This is a genomic window from Cryobacterium frigoriphilum (genome assembly GCF_004403305.1).
Taxonomy (GTDB): Bacteria; Actinomycetota; Actinomycetes; order Actinomycetales; family Microbacteriaceae; genus Cryobacterium; species Cryobacterium frigoriphilum.
The window spans coordinates 1-16,629 of record NZ_SOHE01000019.1; the positions used below are offsets into that span (position 1 = coordinate 1).

General features: G+C 68.3%; 18 protein-coding genes. 6 read left to right on the plus strand and 12 right to left on the minus strand.

Annotated elements, in window-relative coordinates:
• Positions 1 to 643 (minus strand): signal peptidase I (locus E3T55_RS05140; protein WP_166791684.1); only part of this gene is annotated, 643 nt, incomplete at its 3' end.
• Positions 644 to 659: 16 nt separating this feature from the next.
• Positions 660 to 1,274 (minus strand): hypothetical protein, encoded by a 615-nt coding sequence (locus E3T55_RS05145; protein WP_134518514.1) that lies wholly within the window; start codon positions 1,272 to 1,274, stop codon positions 660 to 662.
• A 274-nt stretch (positions 1,275 to 1,548) separates the two neighbouring features.
• On the opposite strand from E3T55_RS05145, the gene E3T55_RS05150 reads away from it, so the two are divergent.
• The 4 genes from E3T55_RS05150 (at position 1,549) to E3T55_RS05165 (ending at position 4,433) form a co-directional block, all read left to right on the plus strand.
• Positions 1,549 to 1,908 (plus strand): histone-like nucleoid-structuring protein Lsr2, encoded by a 360-nt coding sequence (locus E3T55_RS05150; RefSeq protein ID WP_134518515.1) that lies wholly within the window; start codon positions 1,549 to 1,551, stop codon positions 1,906 to 1,908.
• Between the two features lie 42 nt (positions 1,909 to 1,950).
• Positions 1,951 to 2,571, plus strand: coding sequence for a flavin reductase family protein (locus tag E3T55_RS05155; protein WP_174775430.1), 621 nt, complete (start codon positions 1,951 to 1,953; stop codon positions 2,569 to 2,571).
• 73 nt (positions 2,572 to 2,644) lie between these two features.
• A complete protein-coding gene (locus tag E3T55_RS05160) occupies positions 2,645 to 3,643 on the plus strand; it encodes an isopenicillin N synthase family dioxygenase (protein ID WP_134518516.1) in 999 nt (332 codons plus the stop codon).
• A 16-nt stretch (positions 3,644 to 3,659) separates the two neighbouring features.
• Positions 3,660 to 4,433: an SDR family oxidoreductase gene (locus tag E3T55_RS05165; protein WP_134518517.1), complete on the plus strand. Its 774-nt coding sequence runs from the start codon at positions 3,660 to 3,662 to the stop codon at positions 4,431 to 4,433.
• Positions 4,434 to 4,593: 160 nt separating this feature from the next.
• Here the strand turns inward: E3T55_RS05165 and E3T55_RS05170 are convergent, their stop codons facing one another.
• Together E3T55_RS05170 and E3T55_RS05175 are read right to left on the minus strand one after the other, a co-directional pair.
• On the minus strand, positions 4,594 to 5,907 hold the full coding sequence (locus E3T55_RS05170; RefSeq protein ID WP_134518518.1) for a UDP-glucose dehydrogenase family protein: 1,314 nt from the start codon (positions 5,905 to 5,907) through the stop codon (positions 4,594 to 4,596).
• A gap of 204 nt (positions 5,908 to 6,111) precedes the next feature.
• The gene (locus E3T55_RS05175; protein ID WP_134518519.1) at positions 6,112 to 7,161 is read right to left on the minus strand and encodes an adenosine deaminase; all 1,050 of its coding nucleotides are present in this window, start codon (positions 7,159 to 7,161) and stop codon (positions 6,112 to 6,114) included.
• A gap of 180 nt (positions 7,162 to 7,341) precedes the next feature.
• On the opposite strand from E3T55_RS05175, the gene kduI reads away from it, so the two are divergent.
• A complete protein-coding gene (gene kduI, locus E3T55_RS05180; protein ID WP_134518520.1) occupies positions 7,342 to 8,172 on the plus strand; it encodes a 5-dehydro-4-deoxy-D-glucuronate isomerase in 831 nt (276 codons plus the stop codon).
• Between the two features lie 72 nt (positions 8,173 to 8,244).
• Here kduI and E3T55_RS05185 read toward each other — a convergent pair whose 3' ends face one another.
• The 8 genes from E3T55_RS05185 to E3T55_RS05220 form a co-directional block, all read right to left on the minus strand.
• Positions 8,245 to 9,366 (minus strand): sugar kinase, encoded by a 1,122-nt coding sequence (locus E3T55_RS05185; RefSeq protein ID WP_134518521.1) that lies wholly within the window; start codon positions 9,364 to 9,366, stop codon positions 8,245 to 8,247.
• Complete coding sequence (locus tag E3T55_RS05190; RefSeq protein ID WP_241992879.1) at positions 9,363 to 10,040, minus strand: bifunctional 4-hydroxy-2-oxoglutarate aldolase/2-dehydro-3-deoxy-phosphogluconate aldolase; 678 nt, start codon at positions 10,038 to 10,040, stop codon at positions 9,363 to 9,365. The genes E3T55_RS05185 and E3T55_RS05190 overlap by 4 nt, the downstream gene beginning before the upstream one ends.
• Positions 10,037 to 10,810 carry an SDR family oxidoreductase gene (locus E3T55_RS05195; RefSeq protein WP_174775431.1) on the minus strand — a complete coding sequence of 258 codons (774 nt, stop codon included), beginning with the start codon at positions 10,808 to 10,810 and terminating at the stop codon, positions 10,037 to 10,039. Before E3T55_RS05195 ends, E3T55_RS05190 begins: the two co-directional genes overlap by 4 nt.
• Positions 10,807 to 11,883, minus strand: coding sequence for a zinc-dependent alcohol dehydrogenase (locus E3T55_RS05200; RefSeq protein WP_134518522.1), 1,077 nt, complete (start codon positions 11,881 to 11,883; stop codon positions 10,807 to 10,809). The genes E3T55_RS05195 and E3T55_RS05200 overlap by 4 nt, the downstream gene beginning before the upstream one ends.
• Positions 11,884 to 12,017: 134 nt before the next feature.
• On the minus strand, positions 12,018 to 12,743 hold the full coding sequence (locus tag E3T55_RS05205; RefSeq protein ID WP_134518523.1) for a GntR family transcriptional regulator: 726 nt from the start codon (positions 12,741 to 12,743) through the stop codon (positions 12,018 to 12,020).
• Positions 12,744 to 12,764: 21 nt separating this feature from the next.
• Positions 12,765 to 14,081 (minus strand): TRAP transporter large permease, encoded by a 1,317-nt coding sequence (locus tag E3T55_RS05210; RefSeq protein WP_174775432.1) that lies wholly within the window; start codon positions 14,079 to 14,081, stop codon positions 12,765 to 12,767.
• Positions 14,074 to 14,589 carry a TRAP transporter small permease gene (locus E3T55_RS05215; protein ID WP_134518524.1) on the minus strand — a complete coding sequence of 172 codons (516 nt, stop codon included), beginning with the start codon at positions 14,587 to 14,589 and terminating at the stop codon, positions 14,074 to 14,076. Before E3T55_RS05215 ends, E3T55_RS05210 begins: the two co-directional genes overlap by 8 nt.
• Before the next feature lie 3 nt (positions 14,590 to 14,592).
• Complete coding sequence (locus tag E3T55_RS05220; protein ID WP_134518525.1) at positions 14,593 to 15,600, minus strand: TRAP transporter substrate-binding protein; 1,008 nt, start codon at positions 15,598 to 15,600, stop codon at positions 14,593 to 14,595.
• Positions 15,601 to 15,804: 204 nt separating this feature from the next.
• Between E3T55_RS05220 and E3T55_RS05225 the strand changes: the two genes are divergently transcribed.
• Positions 15,805 to 16,629: IclR family transcriptional regulator (locus tag E3T55_RS05225; RefSeq protein ID WP_166791685.1), on the plus strand; the 825-nt coding region annotated here is incomplete at its 3' end.

Sequence of the window (16,629 nt, forward strand, 5' to 3'; positions counted from 1 at the left end):
GCCGCCACAACCCGTCGCGCGAGCTGGCACGCCGCGGCAGCCATGGCCCGCGCGGCCGCTCATCGTCGCCCCGCTGCGCGCGGCCTCGCCCCACGCTCGCCGCTTCGACCGCGATCGCGGCCGCGGTCAGCACGAGCCAGACCAGCAGCGGCGCGAGCAGTCCGGCTTTCAGCCAGTACGACGGCAACCCCACCCACGGCACGAGCAATCGCGCCGTGCTCAGAATGTCCAGCCGAGCGAGCGGCGCGCTGTCGGCATCCGCATTCGCATCGCCCCGGGTGATCAGGGAGCCGTCGTCGTCGTTCACTCCCACCACCCGGTGCAGTACCGGGCCAGGCCTGGCCGATCCGGTCGGGGCCTCGAAGGTGACGACGCGGCCCAGCGGTGCCGGATCATCCGTTGAATAGGGCTGCGAGAGCACCACATCACCGGGGGAAATATGCGGCTCCATCGAGCTGCTCAGCACGACCGCGCCGGTGAGCCCGGCCAGCAGGGGCACGAGCGCGCACGCGGCGAGCGCCGCGACGAAGACCAGGTAGCCGTGGGCGAGAAGCGACAGCACGAACCACCCCCAGCCGTCACGAAGCGTGACGGCTGGGGGTGTGGCGGCGACGCCGACTTGTGCGGGTGCGAGCTCGGTCATGAAACGATGCGGCAGGCTAGCTGTTCTGCAGTTCCCAGACGAGGTCGATGCTGGTCTGCGATCCCTGCAGGGCATCGATTTCCAGCTGCGTCATGCCGGTCGTGTTGAAGGCCCAGGTGCCGCGGTAGGTCTGGGACTCTCCCGTGCTGACGCCGGCCGTCGACCAAGGCAAACCGCCGGTGGCGAAGCTCGAGTTGTTGTCGGCCAGCGTCTTGAGCGACGCGGCAGGCAGCGACGTCTCGGTGGCGACGAAGCCCGTGCAGTCGCTGAACGAGCCGCCGGTGCCGCGCTCGAGCGTGAGCGTGACGCGCTCGGCCAGTCCGCGGCCCGACAGCGACAGGTTGCTGACGTGGGGGCGCACGACGCCCGCCAGGCTCGACGATGCCGTCACGACGATGCACTTCGTGCCGGTCGCGCCGGGCTTGAGGTTGGTGACCTGAAAGGCCGCGGTTCCGCCGTCGTCGTCGACGAGGGCGACGGAGCCGGTGCTCCAGTTGTTGTCGGAGTTGCGGGTGCTCGCGGTGAAGGCCGCGTTGGATCCCTGCCAGACCATCAGGCCGGCCACCAGAATGGCGACGGGCGCGACGGTCATGGTCATGATGCGGCGAGTGCGAACGCTGGGTGTGCGCATGAGAAGTGTCCTCCGGTTGGGTAAGTGGAGGGTGTCGGTTCGCGTCATGCGCTGCCCAATCCCCCGGCGCAGCCCAACGCAAGTCGTCCCCCGACGACAGAATAGTGAAAGCGCGAGCGCCGCAAACCCCCCTGTTCGCGCGGGCACAAGCGGATGCGCGGCGCCGGAATATGCGAAAGATATCAAACCATAAACATCCCGCTAAGAACAGGGGGTGAGAAGGGAGAACCGCTTCACTAAACTCACCCCGTTAGCCGAGATAAGGGAGCTCATAGTGTCGCAAAAACTTGTCAAACTCTTTGTTGATGATCTGGACGGTTCGGAGGCGAACGAGACCATTCGTTTCGGCTTTGAGGGCGTGAACTATGACATTGATTTAAGTGCCGCGAATGCGCAGGAAATGCGCGACACCATGCGGCCCTTCGTGGAGAACGCCCGCCGGGTGGCCCGGGCGGCCGCGTCGCGCACGGCCGCATCACGCACCGCCGGGACGCGTTCGACGTCGACGACCCAGCGCCGCACCGACCTCGCGGCCGCCCGCGACTGGCTGCGGGCTCAGGGCGAGACGGTCAGCGACAAGGGTCGCATTGCGGCCGTGCAGCTGGAGAAGTACCGTTCCGCCGTGACCGATTAGCACGGCCAGCCAGAGCACAATTGCGGTTGTTATTCTGAGGCGGTGCGAACAGACTTCGAACCGAACCAGATGCCGCCGCGGGAGTTCTACCGCTTACTCACCTCGGTGATTGTGCCGCGGCCGATCGCCTGGGTCTCGAGTGTCTCTGCCGTGGGCGTGGATAATCTGGCGCCGCATTCTTTCTTTACCGTCGCATCCGTTTCGCCGCCGATCATCATGTTCACCTCGGTCGGTGAAAAGGACACCCTGCGCAACATTGAGGCGACGGGCGACTTTGTGGTGAATTTCAGCCCCGCGAGCCTGTTCGAGCAGATCAATGCGACCGGCACCAATTTCGCGGCCGACGTGAGCGAATTCGACCGGGCCGGTCTGACCCGGGAGGCGAGCCGCACGGTGCGGTCCCAGCGCGTGCGCGAATCGCCGACCGCGCTCGAGTGCCGACTGCACCGCACCATCCCGATGGGCGATTGCACGCTCGTCTTCGGGGAGGTCACGCACGCGGTCGTCGACGCCGGCGTGCTCGACGGCGTGCACCCGCGCATCGAGCTGCTCGACCCGCTGTCCCGGCTCGGTCTCGATGAGTGGGGCACCCTCGGCCCGATCCGCGAGATCGCTCGCATCCGCGCCGCCGACTGGCCCGGCCACTTCACCCCGCGCCCCTAACCGCCAGCTGCGCTTCTTCTTCCGCGGGGCCCCCTCACACGAGCATCCCCAAAAAAAGTGGCACAGTTGAGACATGTCAACTCTTCCCGTCCTCGATTTTTCGCAGCTCGACGCCGGAGTCGAGGCGGCCGCGCGGTTTCGCTCCGAACTGCTGCGGGTCACCCACGAGGTCGGGTTCTTCTACCTGACCGGGCACGGGGTCGACCCCAATCTCACGGCCGAGCTGCTGCGCGTCTCCCGCGAGTTCTTCGACCTGCCCGACGAGCAGAAACTCGCCCTCGAAAACATCCATAGCCCGCAGTTTCGCGGCTACACCCGCGTCGGCGGGGAACTCACCGCGAACGCCGTCGACTGGCGCGAACAGATCGACATCGGCGTCGACCGCCCCGAGGTCACTCGAGCACCCGGCACCCCCGATTACTGGCGCCTCGAGGGCCCGAACCTCTGGCCCGAGTCGCTGCCCGAACTCGAGGCCGTCGCTCTGCGCTGGAACACCGAGCTCAGCCGCATCGCGCTGCGCCTGCTGCGCGCCTGGGCCCTCGCCCTCGGATCCCCCGAAGACGTCTTCGACGCGGCCTTCGCGTCGAATCCGTTCCTGCTGACCAAGATCGTGCGTTACCCCGGCCAGCCCGAACGCGCCCAGGGGGTCGGCGAGCACCGCGACGGCGGTGTTCTCACCCTGCTGCTCGTCGAGCCAGGCAAGGACGGCCTGCAGGTCGAGCATGACGGCGAGTGGATCGACGCTCCGCCCCTCGAGAACGCCTTCGTCGTGAACATCGGCGAAATGCTCGAGCTGGCGACGGATGGCTACCTCAAGGCCACCCTGCACCGCGTCTTTTCGCCCGTCGACGGCTCCGACCGCATCTCGGTCCCCTTCTTCTTCAACCCCGCACTCGACACCGTGATGCCGCGCCTGCAGCTGCCCGAAGAACTCTCCGGCAAGGCCCGCGGCCTCTCCGTCGACCCGACCGACAGCCCCATCTTGCCGACCACCTACGGCGACAACGCGCTGCGCTACCGCCTGCGCGCCCACCCGAACGTGGCATCCGCTCACCACGCCGACCTGCTCTAAGCCCGAAAGAGGCCTCATGGACCTGCAGTTGCACGGCAAGACAGCCCTCATCCCCGGCAGCAGCTCGGGCCTCGGACTCGCCATCGCCCGAGCGCTCTCGGCCGAAGGCGCCAACGTGGTGCTGTGCGGCCGGCGCACCGACCTGGTTGAGGCCGAGGCCGCGCGGCTGCCGAACGCGCTCGGCATCGCCCTCGATTTGGCAGCGGATGCCGCCCCCGCCGACCTGGTCGCCGCAGCGACCGCGCGGTTCGGTCCCATCGACATCCTCGTGCTGAACGGCGGCGGACCTCCCCACGAGAATGCCGAAAATGTCACCGACGATCAGGTGCTGGCCGCAGTGCACACGCTGCTGCTGCAGCAGATTCGGCTCACCCGGCTGGTGCTGCCGGGCATGCGCGAGCGCGGCTGGGGACGCATCCTCTCGGTCGGATCCAGCGGTGTGCAGCAGCCGATCCCGGGCCTCGCCCTGTCGAACATGGCCCGCGCCGGCCTCGCCGGCTACCTGAAGACGCTCGCCGCAGAGGTCGCCGCCGACGGCGTCACCGTCAACATGGTGATCCCGGGCCGCATCGACACCGACCGGGTCGCATCCCTCGACCGCTCGGTCGCCGCGCACGCCGGGCTGTCAGCGGAGGCGGCTCGTATCCGCTCCGAGGCCACGATTCCGCTGGGACGCTACGGCCGCCCCGAGGAGTACGCCGCCGTGGTCACGTTCCTCGCCGGCGAGGGCGCCTCCTACGTCACGGGCACGCAGCTGCGCGTCGATGGCGGCCTGGTGCGCGCGCACTGACTCCGCCACTATTCGGCAGCGGATGCCGCCGCGCAGAAACCGCGAGCGCGCCCCGCACGCGTGGCGAATGCAGGACGCGACGCCGAAAAACGCCCAAATCGTCCTGCATTCGCCGACAGCTAGGCAATTCATCCTGTTTTCGCCACGCGGGCGGCATCCGCTAGGGCTTGCCCATTCCCTTGTACTCCCAGCCGGCCGCGCGCCACACCGCGGAGTCGTACGAGTTACGCCCGTCGATCACGAGCCGGTTGCGCACGAGCGTCGCCGCCCACACGGGGTCGAGTTCGCGGTATTCGGGCCACTCGGTGACGTGCACGATCGCGTCGGCGCCGCGCAGCGTCTCCTCGAGGGAGTCCGAATAGGTCAGCTGCGGATGCCGCGCCCGCGCATTCTCGATGGCCTGCGGATCGATCGCCACGACCTCGGCGCCGAGACCGCGCAGCTGAACCGCTACGTCGAGGGCCGGCGAGTCCCGCACGTCGTCGGAGTGCGGCTTGAAGCTGAGGCCGAGCACGGCGACCTTGGCCTGGTGCACGGGGCGCGACAGCGACGCCACGGTCAGGTCCACGACGCGCTGGCGTCGGCGCAGGTTGATGGCGTCCATCTCTTTCAGGAACGCGACCGACTCGCCGCGGCCGAGTTCCTCGGCGCGAGCGGTGAAGGCGCGGATGTCCTTCGGTAGGCAGCCGCCGCCGAAGCCGACGCCGGCGCCCAGAAACCGGCGGCCGATGCGGGCGTCGTAGCCGATGGCATCCGCGAGCTGCGTCACGTCGGCACCGGTGACCTCGGCAATTTCGGCCATCGCGTTGATGAAGCTGATCTTGGTCGCGAGAAAGGCGTTCGCGGCGACCTTGACGAGTTCGGCGGTAGCGAAGTCGGTGATGACGAGCGGGGTGTCGGCGGCGAGCGCGGTGGCGTAGATCTCGTTCAGCAGGGCGACGGCGTGCTCGCCGGGAGCGCCAGGCGCAACACCGTAGACGAGGCGGTCGGGGCTGATTGTGTCCTGCACGGCGAAGCCCTCGCGCAGAAACTCGGGGTTCCAGGCGAGGGTCGCTCCGCGGCCGCTCGCCACGATCAGGTCGCTCAGCCGGGCGGCGGTGCCGACCGGCACGGTGCTCTTGCCCACGACGAGGTCGCCATCGTTGAGATAGGGCAGCAGGCCCTCGATCGCGGCGTCGACGTAGGTGAGGTCGGCGCTGTAGCTGCCCGGCTTCTGCGGGGTGCCGACGGCGACGAAGTGCACCTGCGCGCCGGCGGCGTCCGCAATATTGGTGCTGAAGCGCAGGCGACCGGAATCCCGCGCGCTCGTCAGCACCTCGGGCAGCCCGGGCTCGAAGAACGGTGGGCGCCCCTCGGCGAGCAGGGCGATCTTGTTCGCGTCGACGTCAATGCCGATCACGTCGTGCCCGAGCTCGGCCATCGCCGACGCGTGCACGGCACCGAGGTAGCCGCAGCCAATCACAGATATCTTCATAGGCGAAGCCTAGCGGTCGTGCGTTGCGCAACATTCGGGCAGCGGATGTCTCCCCACCCGGGCGCCGACGCACGCCACCCCCGTACCGTTCGACGGTATTCAGCCGCGAAATGCAGGTTTGTCGGCTGCAGAAACGTCGCTGAGCGGCAATTTCCGTCGAATGGTACGGGCCGGGCGGCTCGAGCCGCTGCCGCCCGCCACCGCTCAGGCCACCACTGCCTGCCACTCCTCGATTGCCACGAGCAGCGGCTCACGCTGCTCTTCGGTCAGGAACGCGGCCAGCACCGCGTTGCGCGACAGCGTGGCGAGCTCGGTCGCGCCCAGCCCGAAGGTCGTCACGAGCGCCTGAAAATTATCGTCGAGATACCCGCCGAAGTAGGCGGGATCATCCGAATTCACCGTCACCGCGAGCCCGCGCGCGAGCATGGCCGGCAGCGGATGGTCGGCGAGGGTATCGACGACGCGCAGGCGCACGTTCGAGAACGGGCAGACGGTGAGCGCGATCTGGCGCTCGACCAGGTGGCTCACGAGCGCGTCGTCCTCGAGGCTGCGGATGCCGTGGTCGACCCTGGCGACCTGCAGCAGGGTGAGCGCCTGCCAGACGTACTCTGGCGGCCCCTCCTCGCCGGCGTGAGCGACGCACTCGAGGCCGTGCGCGCGGGCGAGCGCGAACACCTCCTCGAAATCGACCGGCGGATGCCCCACCTCCGCCGAGTCCAGCCCGATCCCCTCGATCGGCGCCTCCATCTCAATGAGCTCCGTGAGCACGGCGAGCGCCTCCGCGGCCGGCCGGTCGCGCAAAAATGTGACGATCAGCGCGCTCGTCATGCCGAACTCGGCCTCGCTCTGCTCGAGCACGTCGGCGACGCCGCTGACGCAGGTCGCGAGCGCGACCCCGCGCACGGTGTGCGCCTGCGGGTCGAGAAACACCTCCGCGTGCCGCACCCCCGCCTGCTGCGCCCGCGCGAGGTACGCGCGGGTCAGGTCGGCGAAGTCTTCCGCCGTCTGCAGCACCGCCATATTGGCGTAGTACAGGTTGAGAAACGACTGCAGGTCGGTGAACTCGTACCGTGCCCGCAGATCGTCGAGGTCGGCATAGGGCAAGCGGATGCCGTTGCGCTCGGCCAGCCGCAGAATCAGCTCGGGCTCGAGTGTTCCCTCAATGTGCAGGTGCAGTTCGACCTTGGGCAGGGCGAGCACCTCGGCGCGGGTGAGCGGGGCGGCCGGGCTGGTGGCGGTGCGGGGAGTGGACATGCGGGGCCTTCCGGTTGCGCGCATCCGTGGCCGGAAACGGTTCCTCGACCCTAACCCGCCCGCCTGCCCGCCTCCCTCGTCCCCACGGCCCCACCGCGGCCCGTCCTCGTCTACACTAGAAAGTGGAATGGGCTTCCGAATTAGCGCCCACCACTATGCAACTTTCGAGAGGGACCACCAATGCAGCTGCGACACTCCACGAACCCGGCCCAGATCACGACCTTCGACACGGCCGCCCTGCGCGCGAACTACCTGGTCGAGGACCTGTTCGCCGACGACGAGCTGCGGGCCACCTATACCCACGAGGACCGCGTGGTACTCGCCGGGGCACGGCCGGTGACGGGCAGCATCCGCTTGACGAGCTTCGATGCCCTGCGCACCGAGACCTTCTTCGAAAACCGCGAGGCCGGTATCGTCAACGTCGGCGGCGCCGGAACCATCACGGTCGATGGCACCGCGTACGCACTCGACAAGGGCGCCTGCCTGTATGTGGGTCGAGGCGTCGTCGACGTCGAGTTCGCGAGCACCGACGGCACAGCTCCGGCCGCGTTCTACGTGTTCAGCGCGACCGCGCACACCGCGTATCCGACCACGCTGGTGCGCGCCGGCGAGGGCACCGTGCGCGAGCTGGGCTCGAGCACGACCTCGAACGAGCGCACCATCAACCAGTACATCCACGCGAACGGCGTGCAGAGCTGCCAGGTGGTGATGGGCGTCACCGTTCTTCGCACCGGCAGCATGTGGAACACCATGCCCGCCCACACCCACGACCGCCGAACCGAGTGCTATCTCTACTTCGACGTCGCCGCCGAGCACCGCGTGGTGCACCTGATGGGCGAGCCCACCGAGAGCCGCCACCTGATCGTGGCGAACCAGCAGGCCGTCATCTCCCCGAGCTGGTCGCTGCACAGCGGCTTCGGCACCGGCAGCTACAGCTTCGTCTGGGCGATGGCCGGCGAGAACAAGGCCTTCGACGACATGGATCACGTGCAGCCCGCCGACCTGCGCTGATTCGCACAGCGAGAACTGGCCCGTGTGGCCACATGCTGACTGCATGTGGCCACACGGGCCAGTTCTGTGAGGCTACCGGGTGACGTGTGAGCCGGCCCCCGAGACGAGCGCCGCGACCTCGGCGAGGGTCGCCATCGAGTTGTCACCGGGGGTCGTCATCGCGAGCGCTCCGTGGGCGGTGCCGTAGTTCACGGCCACATCGAGCGGCAGCCCCGCGAGCAGGGCGTATGCCAAACCGGAGACGAATCCGTCGCCGCCGCCGACCCGGTCCAGAATCTCGAGGCCGTCGTAACGCGTCGACGCGATCCGCGCCCCGGTGCGGTCGTGCGCGACCACGCTCCAATCATTGACGGATGCCGACACCACGCGGCGCACGGTCGACGCGACCACCGACACCCCGGTGAACCGCTCGAGCACGCGCTGCGCGAGCAGGTCGAGCCGGTCGGCGGCCGCGGTGCCCGTGCCCGCGCCGTCGAGCACCGGGTCGGCGATGCCCAGACGGTCGGTGAAGTCGGTGCTGCCGCCGATCAGCACGTCGGCGTGCTCGGCGAGTTCGGTGAAAACGCGGCGGGCGCGCCGGGAATCGGTGCCGTCGGCATCCGCTCCGTTCGCCCACAGGCTCGGCCTGAAGTTGAGGTCGACCGACACGAGGGTGCCGTGCCTGCGGGCCGCCGTCATCGCGGCCATCGCCGTCTCGGCGCTCGACTCGGACAGCCCGGCGAAGATGCCGCCGGTGTGCAGCCAGCGCACCCCGAGCGTGCCGAAGAGGTGATCCCAGTCGACGCCCGCGGGGGTGAGTTGCGACGCGGCGCTGTGTCCCCGGTCGGAGACGCCCATGGCGCCGCGCAGCCCGAAACCCCGCTCCACGAAGTTGAGCGCGTTGCGCACCTCGCGGCCCACGCCGTCGAAGTCGCGCCACTGAATCAGTGAGGTATCGACGCCGCCGGCCAGAATCAGGTTCTCGGTGAGGCGCCCGAGTTCGTTGTCGACCAGGGCGGTGACGACGGATGTCCGCAGACCGAACGTGCGCGACAGCCCGCGCGCCACGTTGTATTCGCCGCCGCCCTCCCAGACGGTGAAGCTGCGCGCGGTGCGGATGCGCCCCTCCCCCGGGTCGAGCCGCAGCATGACCTCGCCGAGCGAGACCGCATCGAAGCGGCACGCCGACGCCGGCCGAATCTCGGGCAGGGTCACGGCCGCGCCCCGAGCCCGCTCGGGCGCACCCCGGCCACGATCTGCGCCGACTCGCGGCAGAGCCGCACGATCTCGTCGAAGCCGCCGTCGGCGATGAGCTGCCGGGTGGCCATCCAGCTGCCGCCGGCCGCGAAGACGGCGGGACTTGCGAGGTAGTCGGCCACGTTCTCCGGCCGCACACCACCGCTCGGCATGAACCGCACCGCCGGAAACGGTTCGGCGAGGGTTTCGATCATCGGGCGGCCGCCGAGCTTGCCGGCGGGAAAGAACTTCACCCGGTCGAGACCGTTCACGAGCGCGGCCTGCAGCTCGGTCGCGGTCGCAATGCCGGGCAGCACGGCGACTCCGTGGTGCCGGCAGCGGTCGACGACGGATGCGCTGTAGCCGGGACTCACGACGAAGCTCGCCCCGGCATCCACCGCCCGATCGACCTGCTCGGCACTGAGTACGGTGCCGGCGCCGACCAGAATGTCACCGCGGGCGGACATCCGCTCGATGGCGCGCATGCTGGCCGCGGTGCGGAGGGTGATCTCGGCGACGGGCAGGCCGCCGGCCACGAGGGCGTCGGCGAGGTCGAGGGCGTGGGCGTCGTCGTCCATGACGACGACCGGCACGATGCCGATCTGTTCGAGCCGGGCGAGCATGGGGTGCACGCCGGTCGTGGGGGCGATCATCGGCCGAGCCATCCGCCGTCGACGGGCAGGGTGACGCCGTTGACGTAGTTTGAGGCCGGGCTGGCCAGAAACACCGTCGCGCCGGCGAGGTCGGAGGCCTGTCCCCAGCGGCCGGCCGGGATGCGCTCGAGAATCGAGCGGGAACGGTTTTCGTCGTCTTGCAGGGCCTGGGTGTTGTCGGTCGCGATGTAGCCGGGGGCGATCGCGTTCACGTTGACGCCGCTGCCGGCCCACTCGTTGGAGAGCGCCTTGACGAGCCCGGCAATGCCCGACTTCGCCGCCGCGTAGCCGGGAACGGTCACGCCGCCCTGAAAGCTGAGCAGCGAGGCGGTGAAGATGATCTTTCCGCGGCCGCGTTCGACCATGGCCGCGCCGACGGCGCGGCTCAGCACGAACTGTGAGGAGAGGTTGACGGCGATCACTTCGTCCCAGAACTCGTCGGAGTGCACGGCGGCGGGGGCACGCTTGATGGTGCCGGCGTTGTTGACGAGGATGTCGACCCCGCGCCCGGCGAGTTCGGTGCCGAGGGCGGTGACGGCGGCGCGGTCGGCGAAGTCGACCTGAAAGGGGGTGAAGGTGCGTCCGAGGGCTTCGACCCGGCGGGCGACCTCGCTGCCGGTGGCTTCGAGGTGGGCGCTGACTCCGATGATGTCGGCGCCGGCGGCCGCAAGGCCCTCCGCCATGGCGAGCCCGATGCCGCGGCGCGCGCCGGTGACGACGGCGACCTGTCCGGTCAGATCGAAGGCGTTCAGGTACGGATTGGTGCTCATTTGGATGCTCCAGCGGGGGTCGAGGTCAGTGCGGACAGGTCGTCGGGGGCGGTCGGTGCCGCCTGGCAGTCGATCAGAATCTTGAGGGCGTCGCCGGCGCCGAGAGCGGCGAAGGCGGCGGCGGTGCGGTCGAGGGGTTCGATCCGGGTGATCAGCAGGCTCGCTGGAATCACGCCGGCGGCCACGAGTTCGACGGCCGTTTCGAAGTCGACCCGCTCGTAGACGCGGGCGCCGATGATGGTGAGCTCCCGCCAGAACAGGCGCTGCAGGTCGATGGGCCGCGGTGTCGGGTGGATGGCCACGACCACGAGTCGGCCGCGCACCTTCGCGAGCGCGGTCGCGCCGAGCACGGCGGATGCCGCCCCCGAGACCTCGAAGACGACATCCGCCCCGGCGCCCGCGGTCCACTCCGTCACCCACTCCACCTGGTCGACCGCGATCGGGTCGAGCACGGTGAAGCCGAGGTCCGCGATCGCCGCGCGGCGGGTCGCGTCGAGTTCGATCACGACGACCTCGCCGCCGAAGTGCCGGGCCGTTGTGGCGATCAGCACGCCGATCGGGCCGCCGCCGATCACGACGACCTTCTCGCCGGGCACGAGTCCGGAGCGGCGCACATCGTGCACGGCCACGGCCGAGGGCTCGACGAGGGCGGCGTAGTCGAGGCGCAGGTCGGCGGGCAACCGCACGAGCGTGTCCGCGGGCACGGTCCAGCTGGCCTGCAGCGAACCGGGCGAGTCGATGCCGATGAAGTTCAGGTTCTGGCAGATGTGCTGGTTGCCGGCCCGGCAGGCGGGGCAGTCGCCGCACCAGTCGAGGGGCATGACGGTGACGTGGTCACCCACGGCCCAGTCGGTGACGCCGTCGCCGAGGGCGGCGATCACGCCGCTCATCTCGTGGCCGAGCACGGCCGGGAAGGTGACGCGGGCATCCATCGCGCCGTGTAACACGTGCAGGTCGGTGCCGCAGATGCCGGTGTAGACGACGGCGATCTGCACCTGGCCGGCGCCGGGGGCCTGCGGCTCCGCCTCGCTGAGGGTAATGGCACCGTTTCCGGTGTAGGTCGCAGCCTGCATGGTTTCTGCCTTTCACGATAAATCGATAAACATGATTGTGGAAGCATCTTCCACAGAGAAAATGGTCGTCGTCGAGACGACCGGCCGCGCATGCTGTCAGCGCAACCGGTGTTCAGCGCAACCGGAAGGGCCGGTCAGTCCGTGGCATCCGTCGGCGGCAGGTCGGGCCGGCGCACCCGAGAGAAGGCCTCGTAGCGGTCCGCTCGGTACAGCGAACTGGAGCGCTGCACCGGCCTCCCCTGCGCGTCGAAGAAGACCTGCACGACCTGCAGCGCCGGCGCGGTGCCGGCCAGACCGAGCAGCCCGCAGGCGCGATCGCCGGCGAGCACGGCACGGATGCGCCGGGTTCCGGTGAGGATGACGGTGCCGCTCGCGGCGAGCAGCGCGTGCAGCGACCCGTTGAGGTCGCCATGGTCGAGAACCGGCGCGAATCGGGCCGGCAGGTGCGCGACCTCGAGGCACATCGGCTCGCCGTCGGCGAGGCGCAGGCGTTCAATGGTGACCACCTTCTCGGCCGTGTGCAGCCGCAGGTCCCGACTGACCGCATCCGGCGCCGCCAGCACCTCGATGCCGATGACGCGGGTCGAGGGCTCGAGGCCGCGCATCCGCATGTCTTCGGAGAACGAGGTGAGCGAGTCACCCTTGGCCACGATGCGGCGCTGCACGAAGGTGCCGCGCCCCACGATGCGGTTCACGAAGCCTTCGTCGTCGAGTACCTCGAACGCTCGACGGATGGTCATCAGGCTCACGGCGTATTCGCGGGCGAGGTCTTTCTCCGACGGCAGCCGACTGCCGTCTGGCTGCCCGGCGAACGAGCGGCGCAGGCCTGCGGCCACGCGGCGATATTTGGTGTCCCTCACGGTGTATCTCCTTCGTGCCGATTAGGGCATCAGACCGGCGAGCCGCGGCAGCCACAGCGACAGCTCGGGAACGAACGTGACGAACATGAGCAGGGCCACGAGCACCGCGAAGAACGGCAGCAGACCGCGAATCACACTTTCGATCCGTAGGTTCGCAATTCTGGCACCGACGAAAAGCACCGGGCCCACCGGCGGGGTGATCGTTCCGATGCAGAGGTTGAAGACCATCATGATGCCGAAGTGCACCGGGTCCATTCCGAAGCCCATCGCGATGGGCAGAAAGATGGGGGTGAAGATGAGCACCGCGGGCGTCGGATCCATGAAGGTTCCCACGGCGAGCAGAATCAGGTTCATCACGATGAAGATGATGATCATGTTGTCGCTGAGCCCCAACAGGCTGCCCGCGATCAGGTCGGGGATGCCGGCGTAGGACATGACCCAGCTCATGATCGACGAGACGCCGATCAGCACGAGCACCACCGCGGTGATGCGCGTGGATTCGAGCAGGATGCCGGGCAGATGGCTGATCTTCACGGCCTTGTAGACGAAGGCCAGGATGAGCGAGTAGACCACGGCCACGGCCGAGCCCTCGGTCGCGGTGAAAACGCCGCCGATGATGCCGCCGATGACGATGACGATCAGCAGCAGGCTCGGCACGGCGTCGAGCACGACCTTCAGCCCGAAGCGGAACGAGACCCGCGGGTCGGCCTTGATCTTGTTGCGACGGGCGTACACGGCGACGACGGCCATGCAGGCCACGCCCCAGAGGATTCCGGGCACATAACCGGCCACGAACAGCGCCGCGATCGACGTTCCACCGCTGACCAACGAGAACACGATCAGGGTGTTGCTCGGCGGGATCAGCAGTCCGCTCGGGGCAGACGCGATGTTGGTGGCGGCGCTGAACTCGCGGGAGTAGCCCTCTTTGGCCTGCATCGGGCCCATCGTGCCGCCGACAGCGGCCGCAGAGGCCACCGCCGAGCCGCTGATCGAGCCGAACAGCATGTTGGCCATCACATTGGTGTGGGCGAGGGTGCCGGGCAGGCGCCCGGTGAGCACCTTGGCCGCGTCGACGAGCCGGCGCGAGATGCCGCCGTTGTTCATGATCACGCCGGCCAAAATGAAGAAGGGGATCGCCACGAGGGTGAACGAACTGGTGCCGGTGAACATTCGCTGGGCGGATGTCTGCACACCGTTGTCGAAGCCGAGTCCGGCCATCATCGCCAGCGCCGAGGCGAGGCCGAGGCTGACCGCGATCGGTGCACCGAGGGCCAGCAGCACGGCGACCCCGATGAAGAGGATGAGCGCCAGCTGAGTGGCGGAGTCGAGGTCAAACAAGGGGCTCCTTCACCAGGGACTCGGCCTCGGGCTCGCCGGAGCGGGCCCGTCGCACGATCTCGAGAATGTTGTAGACGGAGTAGAAGATGATGAGCACGCCGCTGATGGGCAGGGCGAGGTAGAGATAGCCCAAAGGGATCTGGATCGAGCCGGTGGCCTGCGCCCAGGCCAGCGAGGCCGAGCTCGAGCCGCCGCGCACCATCACGAGGGCCGCGAAGGTGAGCACGAGCACTTCGATGAGCACATTCGCGCCGGTGCGTACGCGCAGCGGCAGCTTGTTCTTCACGAAGTCCATGGCCATGTGGCCGCGTTCACCGAAGACGTAGGCGGTGCCGAACATGACCAGCCAGACGAAGGCGTAGGTGGCCAGCTCCTCCGAGAAGGAGCTCGGTGCGCTGAGCACGAAACGAGTGAACACCTGCCAGACCACGAGCAGCACGAGACCGGCGAAGAGCGCGATGCACACCACTTCGAGGACCTTGTCGATGATCCGTTTGAGCATCTTCATCTGCTACTCGGCGTTCTGCACGGAGTCGTAGAGGGCCTGGGCGACGGACGAGGCGCTGAGCTTGTCGTCGACGAGCGGCTGAACGGCCTCCTTGAAGAGGTCGGTGTCCACATCGTTGAACGTGGCGCCGGCCGCTTCGGCCGCGGTGATCGCGGTCTCTTCGCTGTCGTTCCACAGGTCGACCTCGAGTTCAACGGCCGCCGCGAACTCTTCCTCGAAGATCGCGCGGTGCTCGGCGCTCATGCCGGCGAGCAGAGCGGTGTTGACCACGAGGTAGTCGGGAACCATGAGGTGGTTGGTGCGGGCGTAATAGGGCGCCACCTCGTCGTGCTTCAAGCCGTTATAGATGAGCTCGTTGTTCTCGCCGCCGTCGAGCACACCGGACTGGATCGCGGTGTACACATCACCCTGACCCATCGGGGTGCCGGAGCCACCCATCAGGTTCATCATGGTCGTCATCGTGTCGTTCTGGATCACGCGGATTTTCTGCCCGGCCAGGTCGGCGGGCGTCTCGATCGGGCCCGTCTTCGTGTAGACGTTGCGCACGCCGCTGTGGAAGGAGCCGGCCACGGTGATGCCGGTGTCTTCCATCGAGGCGTACAGGTCGCCGACGATGGCCGGGTCGTTGAGCACCGACATCTGCTGTTCGGACGAGTCGAAGACGTACGGCAGGTTGAAGGCCACGAAGTCGGGGTTCACGTTCTCGAGCAGGCTGCCCACGATGAGCGACATGTCGATTGAGCCGGACTGCACGTTGGCGATGGTTTCCTGCTGGCTGCCGAGCAGTTCGTTCGGGAACATCTGAATTTCGAAGGCGCCGTCGGTGCGCTCGCTGAGCGCCTCGCCGAGGGCTTCCATCGCGACGTACTGCGGGTGGTCTTCACCCTGGTTGAAGGCGACCTTGAGCACGGTGGTCTCGGTGCCGTCGCCGGTGCTCGGGCTGCAGCCGGCCAGCACGGTGACCGACAAGAGTGCGGTCAGGCTGATTCCGGCAATTTTGGTGAACGTCATTGTCTACTTCCCCTGTGGAGCGTGAGTGCGGGGAGACGCAATTGTCGTGTTCCCCGGCGCCTGCTGCTGTGTGCAACATCTGAATCACCAACCTATCTAATGAAAGGCCATTCCGCAATAGAACTCAAAGTTCTAGAGTTTTCGTTCGCGGCGCACAGAGGATGCCGTGGTGCGGCCTCATCCTCGTCGCTAAAGTGGACAGTGATGAGTGATACAGCGAGCGAGACGACAGCGGACAGCGCCACGGCACCTCTGGAGCGCAAGGGCCCGGAGGGTCTCGGTGCGGTGGATCGAGCGATGACGATCATGCTGACCCTCGCGGAGCATCCGGAGGGCATCGGCCTCGCCGAGCTCAGCCGTGAGACGCGGATCACGATGACCACGGCACACCGCCTGCTCGCGACGCTGCGCAAGCGCAACCTGGTGCGCGAGACGACCGGCGGCCTGCAGGCTCTCGGCGCGACCACGCTCGTGCTCTCGGGGGCTTTTCTCGAGGGCCTCGACGTGCGCGCCGAGGCTCGACCCTTTCTCGTGCAGCTGCGTGACGACACCACGGAGACCTGCCACCTCGGGGTGTTGGCGTCGTCGCAGATCGTGTACATCGACAAGATTGACAGCACCCAGCGGGTGCGGATGGTCTCACGGATCGGCGCGACCGGACCCGCGTTCAGCACCGCGATCGGCAAGGCCCTTCTGGCGCACTCGTCCGACGAGGTGGTCACCGATGTGCTGCGCGAGACAGACCTGCAGCGCGACGAGCCCCTCGACGGGGATTCCCTGCGGGCCACCCTCGCGCAGGATCTCGCTCGGGGCTTCAGCACCGATTTGGAGGAGGGCGAACGCGGCATCTGCTGCGTCGGCGCCGCCATTCTCGACCACTCCGGCCGGGTGGTCGCCGCGATGAGCGTGTCCACGCCCCGGGAGCGCTTCGACGGCGAGCACCTCGACGTTCTCGGCGCGCGCGTGCGCGAGGCCGCCGCCGGTGCGTCCCGGGCTCTGGGCTACCGCGCCGGCGGCGGCGCCGGCAGC

What these genes read in the sequence shown, in the direction of transcription:
- E3T55_RS05220 (WP_134518525.1), bottom strand. Translation starts at nt 15,600, where the DNA reads ATGACGTTCACCAAAATTGCCGGAATCAGCCTGACCGCACTCTTGTCG.
- E3T55_RS05170 (WP_134518518.1), bottom strand. Translation starts at nt 5,907, where the DNA reads ATGAAGATATCTGTGATTGGCTGCGGCTACCTCGGTGCCGTGCACGCG.
- E3T55_RS05165 (WP_134518517.1), top strand. Translation starts at nt 3,660, where the DNA reads ATGGACCTGCAGTTGCACGGCAAGACAGCCCTCATCCCCGGCAGCAGC.
- E3T55_RS05195 (WP_174775431.1), bottom strand. Translation starts at nt 10,810, where the DNA reads ATGAGCACCAATCCGTACCTGAACGCCTTCGATCTGACCGGACAGGTC.
- E3T55_RS05175 (WP_134518519.1), bottom strand. Translation starts at nt 7,161, where the DNA reads ATGTCCACTCCCCGCACCGCCACCAGCCCGGCCGCCCCGCTCACCCGC.
- E3T55_RS05215 (WP_134518524.1), bottom strand. Translation starts at nt 14,589, where the DNA reads ATGAAGATGCTCAAACGGATCATCGACAAGGTCCTCGAAGTGGTGTGC.
- E3T55_RS05190 (WP_241992879.1), bottom strand. Translation starts at nt 10,040, where the DNA reads ATGATCGCCCCCACGACCGGCGTGCACCCCATGCTCGCCCGGCTCGAA.
- E3T55_RS05200 (WP_134518522.1), bottom strand. Translation starts at nt 11,883, where the DNA reads ATGCAGGCTGCGACCTACACCGGAAACGGTGCCATTACCCTCAGCGAG.
- E3T55_RS05160 (WP_134518516.1), top strand. Translation starts at nt 2,645, where the DNA reads ATGTCAACTCTTCCCGTCCTCGATTTTTCGCAGCTCGACGCCGGAGTC.
- kduI (WP_134518520.1), top strand. Translation starts at nt 7,342, where the DNA reads ATGCAGCTGCGACACTCCACGAACCCGGCCCAGATCACGACCTTCGAC.
- E3T55_RS05145 (WP_134518514.1), bottom strand. Translation starts at nt 1,274, where the DNA reads ATGCGCACACCCAGCGTTCGCACTCGCCGCATCATGACCATGACCGTC.